16 protein-coding genes are annotated in these 21006 nt (G+C 37.0%); 10 read left to right on the forward strand and 6 right to left on the reverse strand.

The features are described from left to right. Positions 1-948 precede the first annotated feature (948 nt). Both nhaA and ACFILU_RS07115 read right to left on the reverse strand, forming a co-directional pair. Positions 949-2307: a Na+/H+ antiporter NhaA gene (gene nhaA / locus ACFILU_RS07110; protein WP_375663701.1), complete on the reverse strand. Its 1359-nt coding sequence runs from the start codon at positions 2305-2307 to the stop codon at positions 949-951. 146 nt (positions 2308-2453) lie between these two features. Continuing rightward, positions 2454-4160 carry a hypothetical protein gene (locus ACFILU_RS07115; protein ID WP_375675398.1) on the reverse strand — a complete coding sequence of 569 codons (1707 nt, stop codon included), beginning with the start codon at positions 4158-4160 and terminating at the stop codon, positions 2454-2456. A gap of 352 nt (positions 4161-4512) precedes the next feature. Here ACFILU_RS07115 and ACFILU_RS07120 point away from each other — a divergent pair, with 352 nt between their 5' ends. From ACFILU_RS07120 to ACFILU_RS07155, 8 genes are all read left to right on the forward strand, one after another. Beyond that, a complete protein-coding gene (locus ACFILU_RS07120; RefSeq protein ID WP_375675400.1) occupies positions 4513-6285 on the forward strand; it encodes an SLC13 family permease in 1773 nt (590 codons plus the stop codon). 580 nt (positions 6286-6865) lie between these two features. Then, positions 6866-7537, forward strand: coding sequence for a tetratricopeptide repeat protein (locus ACFILU_RS07125; RefSeq protein ID WP_375675402.1), 672 nt, complete (start codon positions 6866-6868; stop codon positions 7535-7537). Between the two features lie 4 nt (positions 7538-7541). Then, on the forward strand, positions 7542-8966 hold the full coding sequence (der, locus tag ACFILU_RS07130) for a ribosome biogenesis GTPase Der (RefSeq protein WP_273790396.1): 1425 nt from the start codon (positions 7542-7544) through the stop codon (positions 8964-8966). Between the two features lie 1038 nt (positions 8967-10004). Next, positions 10005-10436, forward strand: coding sequence for an AtpZ/AtpI family protein (locus ACFILU_RS07135; RefSeq protein ID WP_375675404.1), 432 nt, complete (start codon positions 10005-10007; stop codon positions 10434-10436). 7 nt (positions 10437-10443) lie between these two features. Next, entirely contained in the window at positions 10444-11202 is a 759-nt protein-coding gene (locus ACFILU_RS07140; protein ID WP_375675423.1) for a F0F1 ATP synthase subunit A, read from the forward strand. Positions 11203-11257: 55 nt separating this feature from the next. After that, on the forward strand, positions 11258-11488 hold the full coding sequence (locus tag ACFILU_RS07145) for a F0F1 ATP synthase subunit C (protein WP_005773968.1): 231 nt from the start codon (positions 11258-11260) through the stop codon (positions 11486-11488). A gap of 142 nt (positions 11489-11630) precedes the next feature. Beyond that, the gene (locus ACFILU_RS07150; protein ID WP_273790398.1) at positions 11631-12197 is read left to right on the forward strand and encodes a F0F1 ATP synthase subunit B; all 567 of its coding nucleotides are present in this window, start codon (positions 11631-11633) and stop codon (positions 12195-12197) included. Positions 12198-12208: 11 nt separating this feature from the next. After that, positions 12209-12703: a F0F1 ATP synthase subunit B gene (locus tag ACFILU_RS07155; protein ID WP_273790399.1), complete on the forward strand. Its 495-nt coding sequence runs from the start codon at positions 12209-12211 to the stop codon at positions 12701-12703. Positions 12704-12826: 123 nt separating this feature from the next. On the opposite strand, the gene glyS is transcribed toward ACFILU_RS07155, so the two are convergent. From glyS to ACFILU_RS07175, 4 genes are all read right to left on the reverse strand, one after another. Then, positions 12827-15049, reverse strand: coding sequence for a glycine--tRNA ligase subunit beta (gene glyS, locus ACFILU_RS07160; protein ID WP_375675405.1), 2223 nt, complete (start codon positions 15047-15049; stop codon positions 12827-12829). Further along, entirely contained in the window at positions 15049-15990 is a 942-nt protein-coding gene (locus ACFILU_RS07165; protein ID WP_375675407.1) for a glycine--tRNA ligase subunit alpha, read from the reverse strand. The genes glyS and ACFILU_RS07165 overlap by 1 nt, the downstream gene beginning before the upstream one ends. 92 nt (positions 15991-16082) lie before the next feature. Further along, complete coding sequence (locus ACFILU_RS07170; RefSeq protein WP_375663027.1) at positions 16083-17777, reverse strand: tetratricopeptide repeat protein; 1695 nt, start codon at positions 17775-17777, stop codon at positions 16083-16085. Positions 17778-17872: 95 nt separating this feature from the next. Beyond that, positions 17873-18949: a polyprenyl synthetase family protein gene (locus tag ACFILU_RS07175; RefSeq protein WP_375675409.1), complete on the reverse strand. Its 1077-nt coding sequence runs from the start codon at positions 18947-18949 to the stop codon at positions 17873-17875. Between the two features lie 179 nt (positions 18950-19128). Here ACFILU_RS07175 and ACFILU_RS07180 point away from each other — a divergent pair, with 179 nt between their 5' ends. Beyond that, the gene (locus tag ACFILU_RS07180; protein WP_375631021.1) at positions 19129-19917 is read left to right on the forward strand and encodes a tRNA1(Val) (adenine(37)-N6)-methyltransferase; all 789 of its coding nucleotides are present in this window, start codon (positions 19129-19131) and stop codon (positions 19915-19917) included. 191 nt (positions 19918-20108) lie between these two features. Next, positions 20109-20957, forward strand: coding sequence for a S49 family peptidase (locus ACFILU_RS07185; RefSeq protein ID WP_273790405.1), 849 nt, complete (start codon positions 20109-20111; stop codon positions 20955-20957). The last annotated feature ends 49 nt before the right edge of the window (positions 20958-21006 follow it).

The following is a 21006-nucleotide window of genomic DNA, read 5'->3' on the forward strand; positions in this document are numbered from 1 at the left end:
AATGGTGGTCTTTGTAAGCAAAACTCTTCTTGTGAGAAATATAGCCATATTATTTTACTCTTTTTGTATTTTATGTGGCGTTGTATAAATTCGAAAGTCTCGGAAATATTGCTTTTTAAATTATCTGTGAAGAGTATTTTATGGTATCAAGAAATATAGAGCAAGCTCTTTAAACAAAAAGAAAATAAATATCAAATAAGAGCGGGAAAAGGGGAGAACAACGATATACATGCTCTATTTTTCCACCAATCATATGTTTTAGAATAGTCTAAATGACTAGGGTTTTCTTTTTTCCCGCGAGTTAATTACGTAAACTAGAGTGCTTCCTATGGAAGCATGCTTCAAGTTTAATTCTTTCATGGAGTGAGACAAGTGATGTGTCGATGATAAAAAACGGGAATATTTTTATCCAAAAATAATGTGCTTTTAAGAAGATAAAAATTAAAGTTGTTTAGAATACCGGCAATAAAATCAATAACGAGGAGGGTGGTTTATTGGGAAAAATAAGCCATGGAATTACTTAACTGATTATTGAACTTTGCTTATTCTTATCTTTTTCTTATTATTAAACATAAGATATTGATTTATAATAATTAAATTCTTCTTTATAGTGAATCATAGTCCCAATAAAAAACAGCTTTTCTGAAACCACGAAGCCTTTATTAAAACAATTAAAACCATTTCTGTGTATATCATGAGTGGAGCTGGTACATGAGTAAAAGATTATTGAAGAAAGGAATAAAAATATCTCTTATGATTCCTCTCGAGTGTCAAAGGTTGTTGCAACATTAGAGGCTAGTAAATAGTATGATGACGTTAGTTTTCTCCTTCATAAGTGTAAAGATGAGGTGAGACAACGGATTTTACATTAAATATCGTCTGAATCGAACAAATGGGCAAAATTACTTTTTAGAATTTCTGCATAAAAATGTATTTTCAGTTAGTTTGTTAGGAACTATGAGAAATTCCTTTATTGCGCTTAATATAAATAAATCCATATCCCAGACCGATAAGGGCAGATAAACCAGAGCCACAAAGGACCCCAATTTTTGCCGCATCAAGCAGAATAATATCTTTAAAAGCGAGCATTGAAACAAAGATAGACATTGTAAAGCCAATTCCTGCTAAAAAACCAATGAGTAAAACACCTGTCCAGGTCATATGAGGGGGTAGGCGGCATAGTCCCGATTTTACAGCTATATAACTGGCAGTGATAATACCAAGAGGCTTACCGATGAAAAGACCAATGACAACACCCAGAACAATCAAGAATGATTTGTCAGAAGAAAGATCAAAGTTTGCAAAACTTACTCCTGCATTTGCGAAGGCAAAAACTGGCATGATAACGTATGCAACCCATGGATGCAATGCTTTTTGAACACGAGTTACTGGGGCAATCATGGCCCGTTGTCCTTTGCGCATCTTTTTTAATGCTGTTGAAATATGATGCAGATCTGTTTTTGTATTTTTTTCTTGAAGAATTTGCATAGCGTTACTGAGCATGGTGAGTGGCGCTACAAGAGTACGGGTAGGAAGAACGGGAGTCATCATCCCTAAGATTACGCCAGCAAGCGATGGGTGAACGCCTGTTACCATTAAACCCCACCAAATGATTGCACCAGGTAAAATGTAAAGCCATGCTGATGCAAGCCCGATCCACTGAAAAAATAGTACCAAAGCAATACCCGCTCCTGCAATCATTAAACCGCTAGGATCAATGTTTGTTGAGTAGAAAAAAGCAATAATAAGAACAGCGATAATATCGTCAATAATCGCTAATGATAGAAGAATAATATGAAGATTAGAAGGAATTTTTTTTCCTAGAAGAGCAAGAATACCTAGAGCAAAGGCAATATCTGTTGCTGTTGGCACAGCCCAACCGCGCATATGTCCCTCGTTAAAATTGAAGATAAAGTAAATAATTGCAGGAACACAAACGCCCCCTATTGCAGCAACAATTGGTAAGATTGCTTGTTTAAAATCGGCAAGAGCACCTTCATGAATTTCTCGTCGAATTTCCATTCCTGCGACGAGAAAGAAAATAGTCATAAGGGCATCATTAACCCAGAAATGTAAATCCCATGAAAGAGTGAAATGACCCAAATTAAAGCCAAGAGGTGTATGCCAAAAAGATTCATAGAAAGCAGCATATTTAGAATTGGCAAAAATAAGTGCAGAAGCAGCAGCTAATAAAAGAACAACACCACTAAGAGCTTCAATATGGAGAAAACGCTCGATAGCAGAAAGCGCTTGATTGGTGACACGAGAAGCGCGATTAGGCAGGCGATTTGAAGATAAACCAGACATGAACAACTCCAAGCATCGACAATTTTAGATTCTATATTCTCTGTATAAATAACTCTGTATGATACCTTCTGTATCATATAAAAGAAAAAAGAGGAATAAAGTTCTTAATTTATAGACAAGATCATCATGTTTAAAGCACAAAACGTTTAAGGCGATGCTTCATTTTTAATAGTGAGATGTACTTTGCTTAAAGCCTTGGATAGATCATTTTGTAGAGCAGATTCGAGATCAACTATTGCGAGACCTTTATTATCTTTTGCTTTAATTTTAACGATCAATGTTTGTGGATTTTTAGCAAATTCTCCTAAGGATTTTGAAATTTTTTCTGCTTCGTCATGATTTTTTAGCAGAATTTTTGGGGTCTGCGTCATCATTAGATAGAAATCGTCATAAAGTTCCTTTTTAAGATCATGTTGGCTGTCATTAAGATTTTGCGCAAGATAAGAAAAAAGCTTATCAATGAAACCTGCATCAGTATATTGTATATCAATTTCATTGATGCCAAGATCTTGAGACGCAGCAATCATTATATTTTTCTGACCAGAAAAAAGCTTTTCATCAACATCAATAACCTTAGCCGAGATATCTCCAGATCCAATGTCTTTCATATTGAAAGACATTGTATCAAGAAAGAGCATACGTTTTTTTTCATCGTAAGAAATATCAATTTTTCCTGAAACATTAAAGCGCTCAAAGTTCAGATTTTTGAAAAACTCTAAGTCTTTTTCATTCATTTTTTTAGGTAGAATGGAAAGGTTGTTGAGAGAAAGAAAAAGCTTTTTAGGGATAGGTTGTTTCCACAAACTTGGTTTGAATTGGAATGATTCGAGCGTTGCTTTCAACTGCGGTATATCAACGGTGATATTATCAACTTTGGCATCCGCTGAGGTAATGGCGAGCAGTATGTTTAGAAGAAGACCATTTTGTGCAACTTTTTCAGCGATTTTATTATTCTCTTTTCTTGCATTAAGATAAGCTTTGATTAATTTTTCAGGAGTTTGTTCAAGCGGTTTCATCTTTAAACCAGATGTTTTAAACTGCCCAAGGAAGAAAGAGCTATTTTTTTCTGCTTCTTCAAAAATATCAACACTTATATTATTCAGAGAAATGGGGCCAGTAACGGTTTTACCTTGATTGAGAGCATTGTTTTTTCCAAAAATGATAGAATAGGCATAGTTGATGTCGATATCATGGGCTTTTATTGTATCACTTTTAGCCATAAGTTGCATCTGTTTGGCACCATTTGCTACGACCGTTTTAAGATCCATATTTTTGATACTAACTGAACGGATATGGTTATTTCTAAAATCAGAAAGCTGGAAATTCTTGATTTCAACCGTTTCTGTTTGGTTATTTTTATTTTCTATAGAAAGTTGTATATTGGGAGCAATAATTGAGGAAAGCTCAATACGCATCATTGATTGTAAAAGACGTGATGTTATCGTTCTATCTTTTTCTTTTAGGGATACACTCCGAAGAGAAATTTGGGGAATTTGCACATGAATATTATTATGCTTTAAATCAACATTATAAAATGTAAAAGTTCCGGGAATAAAGGAAAGAGGAGGACGGGCAGAAATGGCACCAATTTTAAGTGATGTACCAGCTGGAACGGGTAATGTCACATTCTTCAAGTTGACTTTACCTAGAATGCTTACTTCAGATGTTTCGGCTTTTATGGCACGACGGGCTATTTCTTGTCTTACAAAACTGTCAAGATAGGGTTTTGCGATATAAAATCCACCAACAATTATAATTGCCAAGATAGCAACAAATCCAATAATGCAAGTGAGCCAATATCTGAGGTTACTTTGATACCCACTATTAAGATTGACCATTCTTTCTTCTTTCATTTTTATCACTCTTTGAATTGAGAGTGAAGATAAATTCTTTTAAGCAACGACAAAGGTTTAAATATAGCGTGTACCAGTTTCAACAATTATCTACTCTCTATATTAGAGTTATTCTCATCTTTTTTGCAATATAGCTTTATCAACTTTTATCAATTTTCTTTGGGTTCAGCACTTTATAGAAAAGCACGCATAATAAGGAGAGGTGAGTTTATGCGCATCATAATTTTTTATCACTTTAAAATTATCCTAAAATATTCCGATGTCTGCTTTTATCTTGCTGCTGTTTATAGGAATATTTAAAACATAAAAGATATGTTTTTGTTCATTAATTTAATGGGGAGAAGTGAGTGTTATGACAGAAAATCAAATAATGGCCTTTTCGATCATTGGTCTCATGATGGTTGTTTTTATTTGGGATCGATTTCGTTATGATCTTGTTGCTATTTGTACATTATTAATAGCTTGTGCCCTTGGTCTTGTTAGCCCGAAGGAAGCGTTTAGCGGTTTTAGTAATGATATCGTTATTATCGTGGGGAGTGTGTTTGTTGTCAGTACTGCTGTATCTCGCTCTGGTATAATGGAATTTATTATTCAACGGATATGGCCCGATGTGAAATCGGTGCGTCTTCAATTAGCTTTTTTGGTTCTTTCTGTTGTCGTATTATCAATGTTTGTTAAAAACATTGGTGCTTTGGCGATTATGCTTCCGATAGCTTTTCAGTTTGCACGTCGTTCTCAGGTTTCTCCTTCTGTCTTTTTGATGCCCATGGCCTTTGGTTCTTTGTTGGGAGGGCTTATGACACAGATAGGAACATCTCCTAATGTTGTTATTTCAGCGATGCAAGAGCGTTTAGCAGGAACACCTTTTACTATGTTTGATTTTACACCAGTTGGTGCGGTTATTGCGACGGCTGGTGTTGTATATTTGGTCTGTTTTTATTGGCTTTTGCCTATGCGTGTGCGTTCAGGTGTATCATTTGATGATGCCATTGATATCCGTAATTATGTTGCAGAAGTGCATATTCCAATAAATTCACCGATTGTGGGGAAAAATATTGTTGATTTGGTTAAGCCATCAAGTGGTGATGTTATGGTAATTCAAATTATCAGAAACAAAGTATCTATTTCACCATTACCAGATTTTGTTTTGTCTGAAAATGATATTATTTTGCTGGAAGGGTCACATACAGGGTTAGATAGCGTGATGAACTCTGCTCGTTTAGAGTTTTCTAAGGGGCGAACTATTGCTGCAGGTGATAAGGACAGTGACATTGATATTATTGAAGCAGTCATTACCCATAATTCACCTCTTATTGGTATTAGTGCGAAAGAGTTTTCCCTATTTGATCGCTATAATGTAAATTTACTTGCGTTAAGTCGTCAACATGAAAGGGTGCGGGGAAGACTTGATGATATTATTTTCCATCTTGGAGATGTGATTGTTTTGCAAGGACAGGATGCAATTATTCCCAATTTATTAAGAGAATTGAAATGCTTGCCCCTAGCAAAACGAAATATTGTGTTTGGAAATTTACGACATGGTTTCATCTCTTTAGCTGTTTTATTTATAGCAATTATTTTTACAGCTTTTCATATTGTTCCAGTTGCTTTTTCTTTCTTTTCTGCTGCTGCTGCAATGGTGATCTTTCGTGTTTTGCCCGCGCGTGATCTGTATCAGGCATTAGATGGTCCAATACTCGTACTATTAGCGGCTCTTATTCCAGTGAGTGAAGCGTTAGAGAAAACAGGATGTACGGATCTCATTGGTCAATGGCTGAGCCAATTGGCAATATTTTTCCCGCCATCTGGTGCTTTAGCGCTTATGTTGGTGACAGCTATGTTGGTTACGCCATTTTTGAATAATGCAGCAACAGTGATGATGGTAGCACCAATTGCGTCAAGTTTTGCTCATTCCCTTCATTATAAGCCTGAAGCTTTTTTGATGGCTGTTGCAATTGGTGCGGGATGTGAGTTTCTTACACCTATTGGACATCAAAGTAATATGCTCGTGATGGCGCCAGGAGGATATCGTTTTAGTGATTATCCACGTTTGGGTGCTCCATTGGCGGTGTTGATCGTTATTATTGCTGTTCCAATGCTTATGTGGGTTTGGCCCTTACAATAGGATATTTTTAGAAACTTTAAGGGTCAATTACAAAAGGTTGTTAATCGTATGAAGATAAGTTGAAGGGATACACTTTATATAAAGAGCTTTAACTGAAGATTTGGAATTATACCACACTTTAATCATGGCGCTACGGTATTTTTGATACAGATAAAAATTTATTTATTGGGTTTTAAGGGACTTTCATGGAAATTTACCTTTTTTAAGTTTTTTCAAGAATTGGTTTTTCTATTATAATTCTATAATCCAATACAACCAACGATTGCGGTTGAAGACTTTAAAAGATTATCTCTCTATATAATGGGGAGAAAATCTGCTTGAGATGATAGGCAATCATGATAAATATTAAGGCAGGAAATTTTTCATAAGACTCAATATATGTAAAAGCTGTAATATGTACAAACAGGGTGCTTATATCATTTTCGATTAAGACTGTTGCAAAAATCCGATTGAATTGGCTACATGTTGATTTAAAATAAATAAACGAGCAATTTAAAGATTTTTAGTTAATTAGGACTACCATCTTTATCCATTTATGCGTAAAAGCACAGATAAAGTAACTTTTTTCAAGGTATGATATATGTCGTATGATAGTTTTATTGCTGAAGTGAATGCAGAATTTCGTCAGGAAAAGGCGCTTGCTTTTTGGAGACGGTATGGTTTTTCAATTATTGGAGCAGTTATTCTTTTTATATTCATGATAGTTGCTTATCAAGTTTATCATCATACGCAAATAAAGAAAGCTGGTTATATTGGTGATGCATTTGTAAAGAGTCTTGATCTTGCGGATACACGTGATTTTGATAAAGCGATAAAGCAATTAGAAACTGTTAAAACCTCTCATTTTGGGGGGTATCCTTTTCTTGCTCGTTTACGTGAGGCTTCTTTACTCATGGAGAAAGGTGATATTATTAAGTCAGTGGAGATCTTTGATTCTATTGCAGCGGATGAGAAAGCACCGCAGATTTTGCAGAAAGTTGCAAAAATTCGGGCGGCTTATATTCTGGTTGATACAGGGACATTAGCTGATGTTGAAAAGCGCATCAAAGATATGGCAAGTGATACCGATCCTATGCGTATGTCTGCAAGAGAAGCTTTAGGCTTAGCTGCCTATAAGGCGGATAAAATGGATGAGGCGGTTTATTATTTTAAAAAAAATTCTGAAGAAGGTGCTTTGGGTTCAAAAATAACAGATCGGGCTCGAATGATGCTTGAGCTTATACAAGCTGAGGGCAAGGCAAATAAGGAATAAATCGATGAGCCTTACCATTGCTATCATTGGTCGTCCCAATGTTGGGAAGTCGACACTATTTAATCGTTTGGTTGGGCAAAAATTGGCTTTGGTTGATGATAAGCCTGGTGTAACACGTGATCGGCGTATTCATGCGGCAAAACTTCAAGATCTACGTTTTGATGTGATTGATACGGCTGGGCTGGAAGAAGCAGGTGATCATACACTCGAGGGGCGTATGCGTTCTCATACAAAAGTTGCAATTGATGAAGCGGATCTTATTTTATTTGTATTTGATGCAAAGAGCGGAATAACACCAAGTGATTTAAATTTTTCTTCATTGGTTCGCAAATCAGGAAAGCCAATTGTGCTTGTTGCCAATAAGTCTGAGTCAAGAGCGGCAACAGGAGGAGAGTATGAGGCGTGGTCATTAGGTTTGGGGGAGCCGTGTCCAATATCGGCTGAACATGGTTTGGGACTTAGTGATCTGCGTGATGCAATTATAGATGCTGTTGGGTCAGAGCATGCTTTTGGCAACAACAAAGAAGAAAATAGGATGATACAGCCTGCATCTGTTGGTGATGATGTAAAGGATTTGGAAGAAGAGGAGCTTATTTACGATGAAAGTAAGCCCATTAGGATTGCGATTGCGGGGCGTCCCAATACAGGAAAATCCACTCTTATTAATAGTATGTTGAAACAAGAGCGATTGTTAACAGGACCAGAAGCAGGACTCACGCGTGATTCTATTTCTGTAGATTGGGAATGGCGTGGTCGTCATATTAAACTTTTTGATACTGCGGGTTTACGTCGAAAATCGAGAATTCAAGAAAAATTAGAAAAACTATCTGTTGCAGATACTTTGCGTGCTATTCGTTTTGCAGAAGTGGTGGTCATTGTTTTTGATGCAACGATACCTTTTGAAAAGCAGGATTTACAAATTGCTGATCTTGTAATTCGTGAAGGGCGTGTTCCAGTTATTGCTTTCAATAAGTGGGACCTTATTGAAAACAGTCAGACTACATTGATTGATTTGCATGAAAAATGTGCTCGATTTCTTCCTCAAGTTCGTGGTTTGAGAGCCGTTCCTTTATCAGGACAATATGGTCAAGGGATTGATAAACTGATGGAAAATGTCATGATGATGCACCGTGTATGGAATCGTCGCATTTCGACGGCTAAATTGAACCAATGGCTTGGAACTGTTGTGGCACATCATCCACCTCCTGCGGTTTCTGGACGTCGACTTAAGGTTAAATACATCACACAGGTTAAGACACGTCCTCCTGGATTTATGATTTCTTGCTCGCGTCCCAAAAGTATGCCACAGTCGTATTTGCGTTATCTTGTCAATGGGTTACGTGAAACATTTGATATGTCTGGTATACCCGTTCGCATATCATTACGAGCCTCTGATAATCCTTTTGCGACACGTTCCAAGAAGAAATGATAACTCTTTAATTTTTTGAGTGAATGAAATCTATACTTAAGAATCTTAAAAGTAAGTTTTTTCAATGATCTTTCTTTTCATAAAATTAAAATTTTATTTGCTAAAGTTTTAATTTTATTGATGATCATTTATTTGCATGTCATGAGAAGAGTGTGATAGGGAGTATTTAAGAAAGAGTACATAATCCTCTTAATGGGTTATTTAAGTGCAAGAATAGATGCAATATGAGGGTAGGGGAATATAATTATGATGCTTGTGTGAAAAGCAGTATTAGATTATCGTTTCATAAAAATAAAGATTATGAATAAGCGCTTTTGCTTACGATAGTTTGTCTGAATAAAAAGCAAAAATACTTGCTAAATCTACCGATATTCAATTGTAAAGAGTGAAGTTCATAAAAGTGGATTAAAATTGTATAAAGTGGTATGGTAATCGTATTTAAATTTTATTGTGTTCTATTGGCTTAATCTATTTGAAATTTTAGATTTATTAATATCTTGTATTTAAAGGAACTTCTCTTAATACCCTCAAGCTCATTTCGTGATGGGGCCTGTAATGGCATATGTAAAATACTTTGCGAATAGGATCATATAGAAACCATTGATTATTATTTTCATAAAATAAAAAGTGCAAGTTTATTTGAATAAAAGGTGTAAACTAACGCTCTCATACTGTTTTTTAGCTTTCTATGTTCTCTTTCAAAACTAGGATTGATATAACATTGGGAGCCGGAAAATAAGATGGTATCAGTTGACACCTTTCGTTAAGCGTAAAAATGGTTGTTCTATGAGTTTTATATTATTCACGGGAACTTTTGTTATACATTCACGGGTGCTGTCGTGAAATCGGTTTAGGTGCTCAGAATATCTTTTTAAGAAAGCATGTAAATTGAAAAATACGTTATTTCTGCAATAAAATTTATACGATAACTTGTGATAGATTTCTTTTAGTATCTTGACGAATAAATTCGGGAACAATATGATGCACACGGTTTTATGAAATGTATTCTTACGTTGCTTTTTAATTAAGGAGCCAATGATGGCGATGGGCGAGAAACCCGTTATGAGCCGTAAGGAGGCTGAAGAGGAAAAGCAAGGAGAGTGTCTTCATTCAGAGGATTTGGAATGTCGTAGTAGGAATTTAAGCGTAGCTTTAGTGCGCAAGCAAGCATTAAAGAAGCGGGAGTATAAGAATAAGCGGGAAAAATCACAAGGAAGGATGGCAGGCGCAATTAAGCTTTCCAGTGAGTTTCTGGCAAGTGTTATAGTTGGTATTGTTTTGGGGTTGGGGTTTGATAAGTTAGCAGGTTCATGGCCTTGGGGATTAGTATTTTTTCTCTTCTTTGGGTTTGCTGCTGGTGTATTGAGTATTCTTCGGTCTGTGGGGTATGTTTCCTCCAGTCAATTAGGAAAAAAAGGCGCATTGCGCCAAAAACAAGATAAAGGGGCCAATGAGAGGTCCGATAAATGAGGTTGAAGTGACAACGCACGCTCCAGATCCTATTCATCAGTTTGAGGTTTCAAGGCTGATTAAGATTTCCATAGGAAATATGGATTTATCGTTTACAAATGTATCATTGTTTACAGTCCTTACGGTTGTTGTAACTTCTATTTTTCTCTTCATTTCGTCATCGAGTCGTGGATTGGTTCCAACGCGGATGCAGTCTCTTTCGGAAATGGCATATGAATTTGTAGCATCGACTCTGCGGGAATCATCTGGTGTGCAGGGGATGCAGTTTTTTCCTTTAGTTTTTTCTCTGTTTACTTTTATTTTAGTTGCTAACTTTATTGGTCTCTTTCCTTATTTTTATACGGTTACATCTCAAATCATGATCACGTTTTCGTTAGCAATGGTGGTGATTTTGACGGTGATTGGTTATGGCTTTTATAAGCATGGGGTCAGTTTTTTGAAACTGTTCGTTCCCAGTGGAGTTCCTGTTGTGGTTTTGCCTCTGGTGACAATGATTGAGGTTATTTCTTTTCTCTCCCGTCCAATTAGTCTTTCTTTTCGTCTTTTTGCGAATATGCTTGCTGGTCATATTACGCTTAAAGTGTTTTCTGGGTTTGTTGTTTCAATGATTGGGGTAGGACTCGTAGGTGTGGGTGGTTCGGTTTTACCGCTTATTATGACTGTAGCAATTACTGCACTTGAGTTTTTGGTCGCATTCCTTCAGGCTTACGTCTTTACGGTTTTAACTTGTATGTATCTTAATGATGCAATTCATCCAGGACATTAATAAAACTGGCGGTTATTCCGTCGAATAATGCAATTTCGCTTTAAAGGAGAATAACATGGAAATGGTGCTTGCAGCAAAATATATTGGCGCTGGTCTTGCTTGCTTTGGTATGGCTGGAACAGCTTTAGGACTTGGTAATATTTTTGGTAGCTATCTTTCTGGTGCATTACGAAATCCATCAGCAGCAGATAGTCAGTTTGGACGTCTCGTCTTTGGTTTTGCTGTAACAGAAGCTTTGGGAATTTTTTCATTGCTCATTGCTTTATTACTTCTTTTTGGGGTTTGATCATCATCAAAAGGGTATATCTGTTCTTGCATGAGGAAAGATTTACCCTTTTAGCTCTTAACCAGAGAGATGCCAGAGAGATGTCAGTCAGTTATCATCGGTTATAGAGGGCTTTAATAAGCTATTTAAAGGATGAAAGAAGATGTTTGTTTCAAGCGCTTATGCACAGAACACTGAAACGTCGATAGAACATATTAAAAAGGTGGCAGAGCATGCAAATCGTGTGTTTCCGCCTTTTGATTTTGTGCATTTTGGTTCGCATTTTTTCTGGTTGGCAATTTCTTTCGGTCTTTTTTATCTTTTTATCTCTCGTGTAATTGTACCACGTATTGGTGGTGTTATTGAAACACGGCGAGATCGAATCGCATCTGATTTAGATCAGGCAATGCGCATGAAGCAGGAAGCAGACATTGTCGTTGAAACTTATGAGCGGAAATTAGCAGAAGCGCGTTTGAATGCGCAGGCTATAGCGCAGGTAGCTAGTGAAGAATTAAAAGAAAAGGCAGAGCTTGAACGGAAAGAAATTGAAGAGAGTTTAGAGAAAAAACTCGCAGATGCTGAAAAACAGATAGCAAAAATTCGGGATAAAGCGATGCAAAATGTTGGTTCTATCGCTGAAGAAGTAGCTCTTGAAATTGTGAAAAAATTGATTGACGTTGATATTAGCAAAGAGGCTGTTCGTTCAGTTGTTAAAACTGCGGATTATTGAGGAAGACAAAGATGACTGATACTTTTTGGGCATTTGTTGGGTTAGTTCTTTTTTTGGCTCTTTTAGTCTATTTCCAAATTCCACAAAGGGTTATACACCATCTTGATGCGCGTGCAAAGCGTATCAAAGATGAACTGGATGAGGCTCTGCGTCTTCGTGAAGAAGCACAGGAAATATTAGCTGAATATCAACGCAAACATGCAGAAGCAGAAAAAGATGCGCAAGAAATTGTTGCAGCAGCAAAGCATGAAGTTGAATCTATTATTGCTGAGGCCCGTGCAAAAGCAGAAGAATATGTAAAAAACCGTAATAAATTGGCAGAACAAAAAATCGCTCAAGCAGAAGCGGATGCAATACGCATGGTTTCTTCATCGGCTATTGATTTGGCAATTTCTACAGCACGTACCCTTATTGCAAGGGAAATAGATTCTAACAAGGCAGATGAACTTATTAAAGAGTCTCTTGAGAAAGAATCGTTTATCAAAATGAAAACATATCTTAATTAATGATATTTGAGAGATAAAGAACACTCTCTTTGGTTGCATAATTTTCTCAGTATTAATTAATAAAAGTCATAAAAAAGAAAAATTTATCTTCATTGTTTTTACCAGTTAATAGGCTCTTTGGTTTTAAAGGACAAGTTTTGAGAAGTTTGCAACCGATTGTGTAACAATGTGAGTGCGTTTGAGAAGAGCAAGACGGTTAGCACGAACATCAGGTTTTTTATCATTCACCAATACGTTTTCAAAAAATATATCAATCAATTTTCCAAGTGGCGCTAGCACACTGAGTGCAAATGATAAATTTGTTGCATTGATGGGAGCAAGAACCTTTCTTTCTACTTCACAGATTGCATGATAGAGCTGCTTTTCTTCTTTCTCGATAAAGAGCTCAGGATTAATTTCATTCGCTATTGTTGTGCTTTTTTGAAATTCATTTTCAAGAATATTGGCAGTACGTTTTACAGAGGCTACAAAGTTCATTCCATCATGGGTATTGATAAAAGCGATAAGCGATTCGACACGACGTGCAACCAATAAAAAATCATCAGAATCTTTATTTAAAACGGCTTCAAGGGCATCGTAACGAGCGCCTTCCTCTTTTAGATAGATTTTCAAACGGTCATGAAAAAAGAATAACAGATCTGATAAAATATATTCTGTTTTTTCTGGAAGCAGATTCTGCAATTGTAAATTTTCTCTTTGAGAGATTTCATGTTTGTTTTTTTGTTGTAAGAAAAGATTCGTTGCTAACTGAAACAGTGGCATAAGATTGATTTTCCAATCTCGCGAAAGTACAAGCCTAATAATTCCCAATGCTGCTCGTCTTAACGCATAGGGATCTTTTGAGCTGGTTGGTTTTTCATTAATGAGCCAAAAGCCAACGAGCATGTCAATTTTGTCGGCGAGCATAACGGTTATAGCAAGTGGTTCTTGTGGAAGACGATCTGTTGGACCTTGAGGTTTATAATGGTCTTCGATTGCTACAGCTACGCGAGGATTTTCCCCTTGAAGAAGGGCGTATTTTTTCCCCATAACACCTTGTAGTTCAGGAAATTCTCCGACAATTTCTGTTTGCAAATCAGCTTTTGCAAGGATGGCTGCACGTTTTGCTAAAAGAGGATCTGTTTGTATCAAAGGGGCAATTTCTTGTGCGAGTGTAGCAATGCGTTCTATCCTTGCACCTTGCGTTCCCAATTTAGCATGAAAAGTTACATTCAAATGATCAAGTCGCGCCATTCTTTGATCGAGAGTTTTTTTTATATCAAGTTCAAATTTTTTTATAGAAGATTCCAATTGTTGAAGATCAGGCAAATCACGCTGATCAGTTTGCCAAAAATGAAGTGCATCGGAAAGACGGGCACGGACAACCTTACTATTTCCTTTCGAAATTTCTTTGCCTTCATCATTTGCAAGAATATTAGAAACGAGAATAAAATGATGAGAAAGTTTTACTTTTTCTCCTTGTTTACGGGTGACAAAACATTTTTGATTGGCTCGAATGGTCAAGCGAATAATTTCTGGAGGAATATCAAGGAATGATTTTTCAAAATCACCCATCAGGATAACAGGCCATTCAACAAGACCAGCAACTTCTTCTAGGAGAGGATTATCTTGAACCAGTTCTAAACCATTTGCAAAGCAGAGATTTTGGGCATCAGCTAAAATAATATTCTTTCGTCTCTCGGCATCCAGAATGACTTTATGGGTTTCAAGTTGAGTAACATAATCATCAAAGCGGCGCACTTGAAATGGCTTTCCATCACTTAAGAAACGATGACCATAAGTTAAATTATTGCTTTTAAGAGAACCAATTGTAAATGGAATAACATGTGTTTCACCAATTTCTGGTCCGAAAATACAAAGAATGTTTTGTAAAGGTCGAATCCACTTCAAAGTACCACTTTGTGCTGAATCTTTTCCCCAACGCATAGATTTCGGCCACGGAAAGTTGCGGATAATATCCGGTAAAATATCGGCAATAATTTCTTCTGCTGCTCGACCTTTTTTAACAATTTTAGCAATATAAAAATGACCTTTTTTATCATCATGTCCAATATGCGCTTCAGAAATATCGTTTAATCCTGTTGCACGTAGAAAACCATCAATTACATGCTGTGGTGATTTTATACTGGGACCTTTGCGTTCTTCATGGATATCTTTTGAGCGTGTGGAAAGTCCGCGTATGTCCAATGTTAGCCGACGAGGTGTCCAATATTCACGAGCAGCTTCATAGATCAATCCAGCATTCACAAGTTGATCTGTAACAGATTTTTTAAGATCAGCAGCAGCTTTTCGTTGCATACGTGCGGGGATTTCTTCACTGAAAAGTTCAAGAAGAAGATCAGACATTAGGCTTCTCCAGTGTATATTTGTCCAGCTTCTGTGAGTAAGAAGGCTTCCCCACAACGGCGCGCGAGATTACGAACGCGAAGAATGTAATTTTGTCGTTCGGTTACAGAAATAACGCCACGTGCTTGCAAAAGGTTAAAGATATGGCTCGCTTTAATACATTGATCATAGGCAGGAAAAACACAGCGATGGAATACATTTTCTTTATTTGGTTTTCCAGCATCAAGAAGTGCGCTGCATTCGCGTTCTGCATCGATAAAGTGCTGATGGAGCAGTTTTGTATCAGCAAATTCAAAATTATAATATGAGTATTCCTGTTCTGCCTGTAAAAAAATATCTCTATAACTTATTTTGTTGTCTCCCTCCAAACCATTAAAGTTAAGGTCATAGACGTTATCAACCCCTTGGATATACATCGCTAGACGCTCAAGACCGTATGTGAGTTCCCCTGAAACTGGAGCGCATTCAATGCCGCACACTTGTTGAAAATAAGTAAACTGAGAGACTTCCATTCCATCGCACCAGCATTCCCATCCGAGCCCCCAAGCACCAAGAGTGGGACTTTCCCAATCATCTTCAACAAAGCGAATATCATGCAGTTTTGTATCAAGCCCGATAGCTTGTAGCGACTTTATATAAAGTTCTTGTAGATTGAACGGAGAGGGTTTGAGAAGCACTTGGAATTGATAATAGTGTTGTAAACGATTTGGATTCTTACCATATCGGCCATCTGTTGGACGTCGAGAGGGTTGGACATAAGCAACTTTCCAAGGGCGTGGACCTAGAGAGCGTAATGTTGTTGCTGGATGAAAAGTCCCAGCTCCGACTTCCATATCGTAAGGTTGCAAAATTGCACATCCATAGTGTGCCCAATAATTTTGCAAAGTTAAGATTAGTCCCTGAAAAGAACGTTTGGGGTTAAGATGTTCAGGCAGTTTCACGCTTTATACTCTTTATATTGGACTAAACAAAAAACCAAAGTAATTTTAGTTTCTCTATTTATTATTTCATGTGGTTTATGGTTAAGCATCATTTATTGCAAACCAAATTTCAACTTTTCTTGAATTTGTTCAGAATTTTCTGGTTTTCCGTCAATTGCGTGGTTCCATTGAAAGATTGCTTCACGTTTACGTCCAACTTTCCAATAGGCATCCCCTAAATGATCATTCAGTGTTGGGTCCTCAGGTTGTAATCTGACAGCATTTTCTAATATTTGCACTGCTTTATTATATTCTTTTAGTTTATAATAAGCCCACCCTAAAGAATCGAGAATATGACTGTTGTGAGCTTGCAAAGCAGAAGCTTTTTGCAGCATACGGAGCGATTCTTCAAGCTTCTCACCACGTTCCACAAGGGAATAGGCTAAATAATTAAGAACTTGCGGTTGGTTTGGGAAAAATTCAAGTGATTTTCGCAAGTCAATCTCTGCTTTTGGCCATTGCTTTAAACGTTCAAAAGCAATACCACGCTGATAAAAGAGTTTCCAATCGTCCTGCTGAAAGTTTTTTATCTTTGTAATAGCGTAGTCTAAAGTTTTAATGGCCTCAAGAAATTTATTGTCCTGCATATAAAAAGCAACGAGCGTTATCAAAATATTACGATCATTGGGAAATTTTTTATTTAACAATGTGAGTAATTTTATTGCTTCTTTGTAATTGTTGTTATTGGCAAGAAGGAATGCAAGATGAAGTTGTCCATCTTTATAATAAGGAGATTTAGGGGATAAAGCGCGATAAAGTTTAATTGCTTGATGTGGATCGTTCAATTTAGCAGAAATGTGTGCGAGCTGAAACAGTGTTGCGTCATTTTGAGGGTATAATGCGAAAGATAATTGCTTAAAAATACGTGCAATTCGCCCTGAGTTTTTGTAGTTGAGGGCTGTTCCAAAATTATATAATACCTCGGCTGCTCCTTGTTGAGGTGTTTTAATAACTCTCTCTAAGAAAGAATTTTTTTCAATTTTTTCTCGAAAGTTTTTAAGGACTTCGCGACCTGACAACATTTGTTCTCCATGCTGGATTGTTTGAAGAGCTTGGTTGCGCATACTATGGCGCAATTGGAATGAGGCATAGGCTATGATAATACGCTCATAAGTATTAGGAGCGATAAGAGTTCCCTGTTTGTTACTCAGTGCTTTAATGAAATATTTTTTTGCATCCTTTGGCCGTTCTGCAAGGTCGCTCATAAGTGCTAGATGATAAGATATAAAAAGGTCATACCAGACAGGACCTTTGAGTTTCTTAAGATCAGCGATTGCTTGAGATTTTTGTCCAGATCCAAATGTAATCCAAGCGCCGATGAGTTCAGGTATTGGATTATTGGACGTAGGAAGTTCTTTTAATTGGAGAAGAGTCTTGGCATTCTTATAGTCTTTTTTGATGAGACTCTCTACTGACAAAGTTAAGGAAACAAAGGGAGTTATAACATCGTTCTCTTTGAGTTTTTGGGCTTGTTGGACAGCTTCTTTAAAGTTTCCGACCGAGAGCATAGCTTCAAGGAGCTCTTTTTGTGTTTCAATGTTATCAGGTTGATAAACCAGTGCTTGTTTAAAATAATTGATAGCAAGTTCTGTTTTATTTTCATGATTTGCAACCCTTCCAGCTAAATAAGCACCTGTAAATGAGCTTGTATGAGTTGCTGCACTTATTTTACTGTAGGTGGGGGATGGCATCAGCATGATACCCACGATAAAAAGGGCAAAAAGTCGAGATACCGTTGCAGAGCACATGGAGCTAATCCTTTTCAAGATAATCAATTGATGGTGTTGTTTATAGATCATATCTCATTACTTTGTTGAGAAATACTGCGATTCTTGCAAAGAATTCAGTTTACGCGTGAAATACAAAATTCAACAGTCTCAACGAGAGCATTGTAAGCAAGATTTTCATTCATGGGAACAAGAGCATCAATTGCATATTTTCCATAGATGCGTGCTTGTTCTATTGTATCTGTGATACTATCATACTTTTCCATTAAGTGTTGCGCGTGTGCAAAGGATTCATCATTATTATTGCCATCTTCAAGCGCTTTTTTCCAGAAATCTTTTTCTACCATATTCCCACGCTCATATGCGAGAATAACAGGCATTGTGATTTTTCCTTCTCTAAAATCATCCCCTATATTTTTTCCTAAGTTTTGAGCACTACCGCTATAGTCAAGTGCATCATCAATTAATTGGAAAGCTAAACCTAAGGATGTTCCATATTCACGTAATGAAGAACGCTCTTTATTTCCATAGCCAGCAATAATGGGTCCTACTTCAGCGGCTGCTGAAAAAAGTGCTGCTGTTTTTGCATTGATGATTTTGAGATATTCTGAAGGGCTGGTTTTTATATTTTTTGCGGCAGAAAGTTGCATAACTTCTCCTTCAGCAAGAATTGCAGCAGCGTTGGCTAGGACAGAGAGCGCTTCTATGGAACCGACATCGACCATCATTTTAAAGGCCTGGCCCAGTAGGAAATCACCAACAAGTACACTTGCTTGATTCCCCCAAATCATCCGTGCTGTAGATTTTCCACGTCGTAAATTACTTTCGTCAATCACATCATCGTGTAGTAATGTTGCTGTATGCATAAATTCAACAGCTGTCGCGAGTTTTATATGCCCGTTACTTTGATAACCGAACATATGAGCAGAAGCGAGCGTAATCATTGGGCGTAATCGCTTTCCACCTGATGAAATAAGATGGTTAGAAATTTCAGGGATCATCTCAACCTCTGATTTTGCCATAGAGAGAATAAATTGATTTACGCAATCCATATCTTTTTGAGTAAGATTGACAAGAGATTGAAGAGAAATTTGATTATTTCTTATTTGTTTTAGTTTGATAGCTGCACTCAATGTGTTTACTCCTAGAGTATTGCAATGGACATATATAAAAATTACTTTATTCATTAGCATAAAGGGGGTTTGGTTTTGACTCAAGCTTTTGATGTCGTTTAAAAGTGTTAGCTTGGAATGTTATTGGCAAGAAATGTTCTTTAGCGAGTGTAATCTTATTGTTATGAAATAATAAAAAATTTAAAATAGCAGCTGAATGGCAAAAATGCAGTTTATAAAGATGAACATTAGGCTTTTAAATGAATAAAGCAGCGAATCAAATTGGTGAAACAATTGACAGTTTTCACCGCGGAAAATTTTATTTGGTTCAACCCCATAAATATGGTCATCGTTCTGGAATGGATGCGATGTTATTAGCTAGTTTGGTTCCAAGTGATTTAAAGGGCAAGGTTGTTGATTTAGGGGCAGGTGCTGGAGCTGCAGGGTTGGCTGTTGCTTCGCGTTGTCTGAAAGTTCATGTTACCTTAGTTGAACGTTCAGCTTTTATGGTATCTTACGCTCAAAAAACGCTTATGCTAAAACAAAATAAACAATTTGCTAGCCGAATTTGTTTGCTAGAAGCAGATGTTACCTTCAAAGGGAATGCCCGTATAAGAGCAGGTTTGATAGATAATAGCTTTGATTTTGCGATTATGAATCCACCTTTTAATAATCCCACCGATCGTAAGACACCTGATAAACAAAAATCTGAAGCACATGTTATGTCTGAAGCGATGTTTGATAACTGGTTGCGGAGTGCAGCAGCCATTGTTAAGCCAGGTGGATACTTAGGGCTCATTGCGCGTCCACAATCGCTGACAGATATCTTGCGTGCTTTAGAAGGGCGTTTTGGTGGTATTTGTATAATTCCTGTGCATGCACGTGCGAAAACAGCAGCAATTCGTCTTTTATTTTACGCAAAACGAGGAAGCAGAGCAGCTTTATCTGTTTTGCCGGCATTGGTTATACATGAAGGTAATGACCATACTTTTTCACCACGGGTTGATGCAATTAATAATGGATATATAAGCTTGTGGGAACTTTTCTAATAGTATCTTGTGTTTTTTAGTTTATTATTTAAAGTCCAAACTTTGTTATTAGGGAGGTTTGACTTTGGGTGAAGTTATATTTCTGCTTGTAATGTGGGGATTGATTGGCGCTTTTGGATATTATCGCGTTCTTCCTTTTTGTTGTCCTTTCCTATTTAATTGTTCTTAATTTATAAGGAGATTTTGTTTTGATGGATTTTATTAAAAGTTTTATTCCACGCCGTTTTTCTTCCGATAAACTTGAAATTCCTGTGGTGCGCCTTCAAGGAGCAATTATGGATTCATCAGCGTCTATATCTCGTACTCTTTCCCTCAGTAGGTGTGCAAATCTTTTAGAGAAGGCTTTCGGACACAAAAAATCACCGGCTGTTGCACTTATTATTAATTCTCCTGGTGGTTCACCTGTACAGTCGCGTTTTATCTTCAAGCGTATTCGTGATTTGGCAGAAGAAAAAAATAAAAAGGTTCTTGTGTTTATTGAAGATATTGCAGCATCCGGTGGTTATATGATTGCTTGTGCGGGGGATGAAATTTTTGCAGATCCTTCTTCAATTGTTGGTTCCATTGGAGTGGTTTCAGCTTCCTTTGGTTTTCCGGAACTTTTGAAAAAAATTGGTATCGAACGGCGTGTCTACACAGCAGGAAAGAACAAAGTTACATTAGATCCATTTCAGCCAGAAAAAAAGGCGGATATTGAGCATTTGAAATCTCTCCAACTTGAAGTGCATCAAACTTTTATCGATTTGGTTAAAGAACGGCGTGCTGAAAAATTATCAGATGATTCGAATCTCTTTACAGGAATGTTTTGGAGTGGAAAACAAAGCGTTGAGCTTGGTCTTGTTGATGGATTGAATGATGTACGTTCTGTTATTAAAGAGCGCTTTGGTAATGATGCAAAACTTCGACTTATTACGCCTCCAAAAAGTTTTTTAGGACCTAAAACGCCTTCAGGAGTGACGGCACATACGGTTTATACAGTCATTGATAGTGCATTGATGGCAGCAGAAGAGCGAGCACTTTGGCAGCGTTATGGTTTGTGATGGAAAGGATCATTCAAGCCAGAGAGATTTTTATCTAAAAACAGATGCT

Origin of the sequence: Bartonella sp. CL100XZDX, from assembly GCF_042195375.1 — a bacterium.
Lineage (GTDB): Bacteria > Pseudomonadota > Alphaproteobacteria > Rhizobiales > Rhizobiaceae > Bartonella.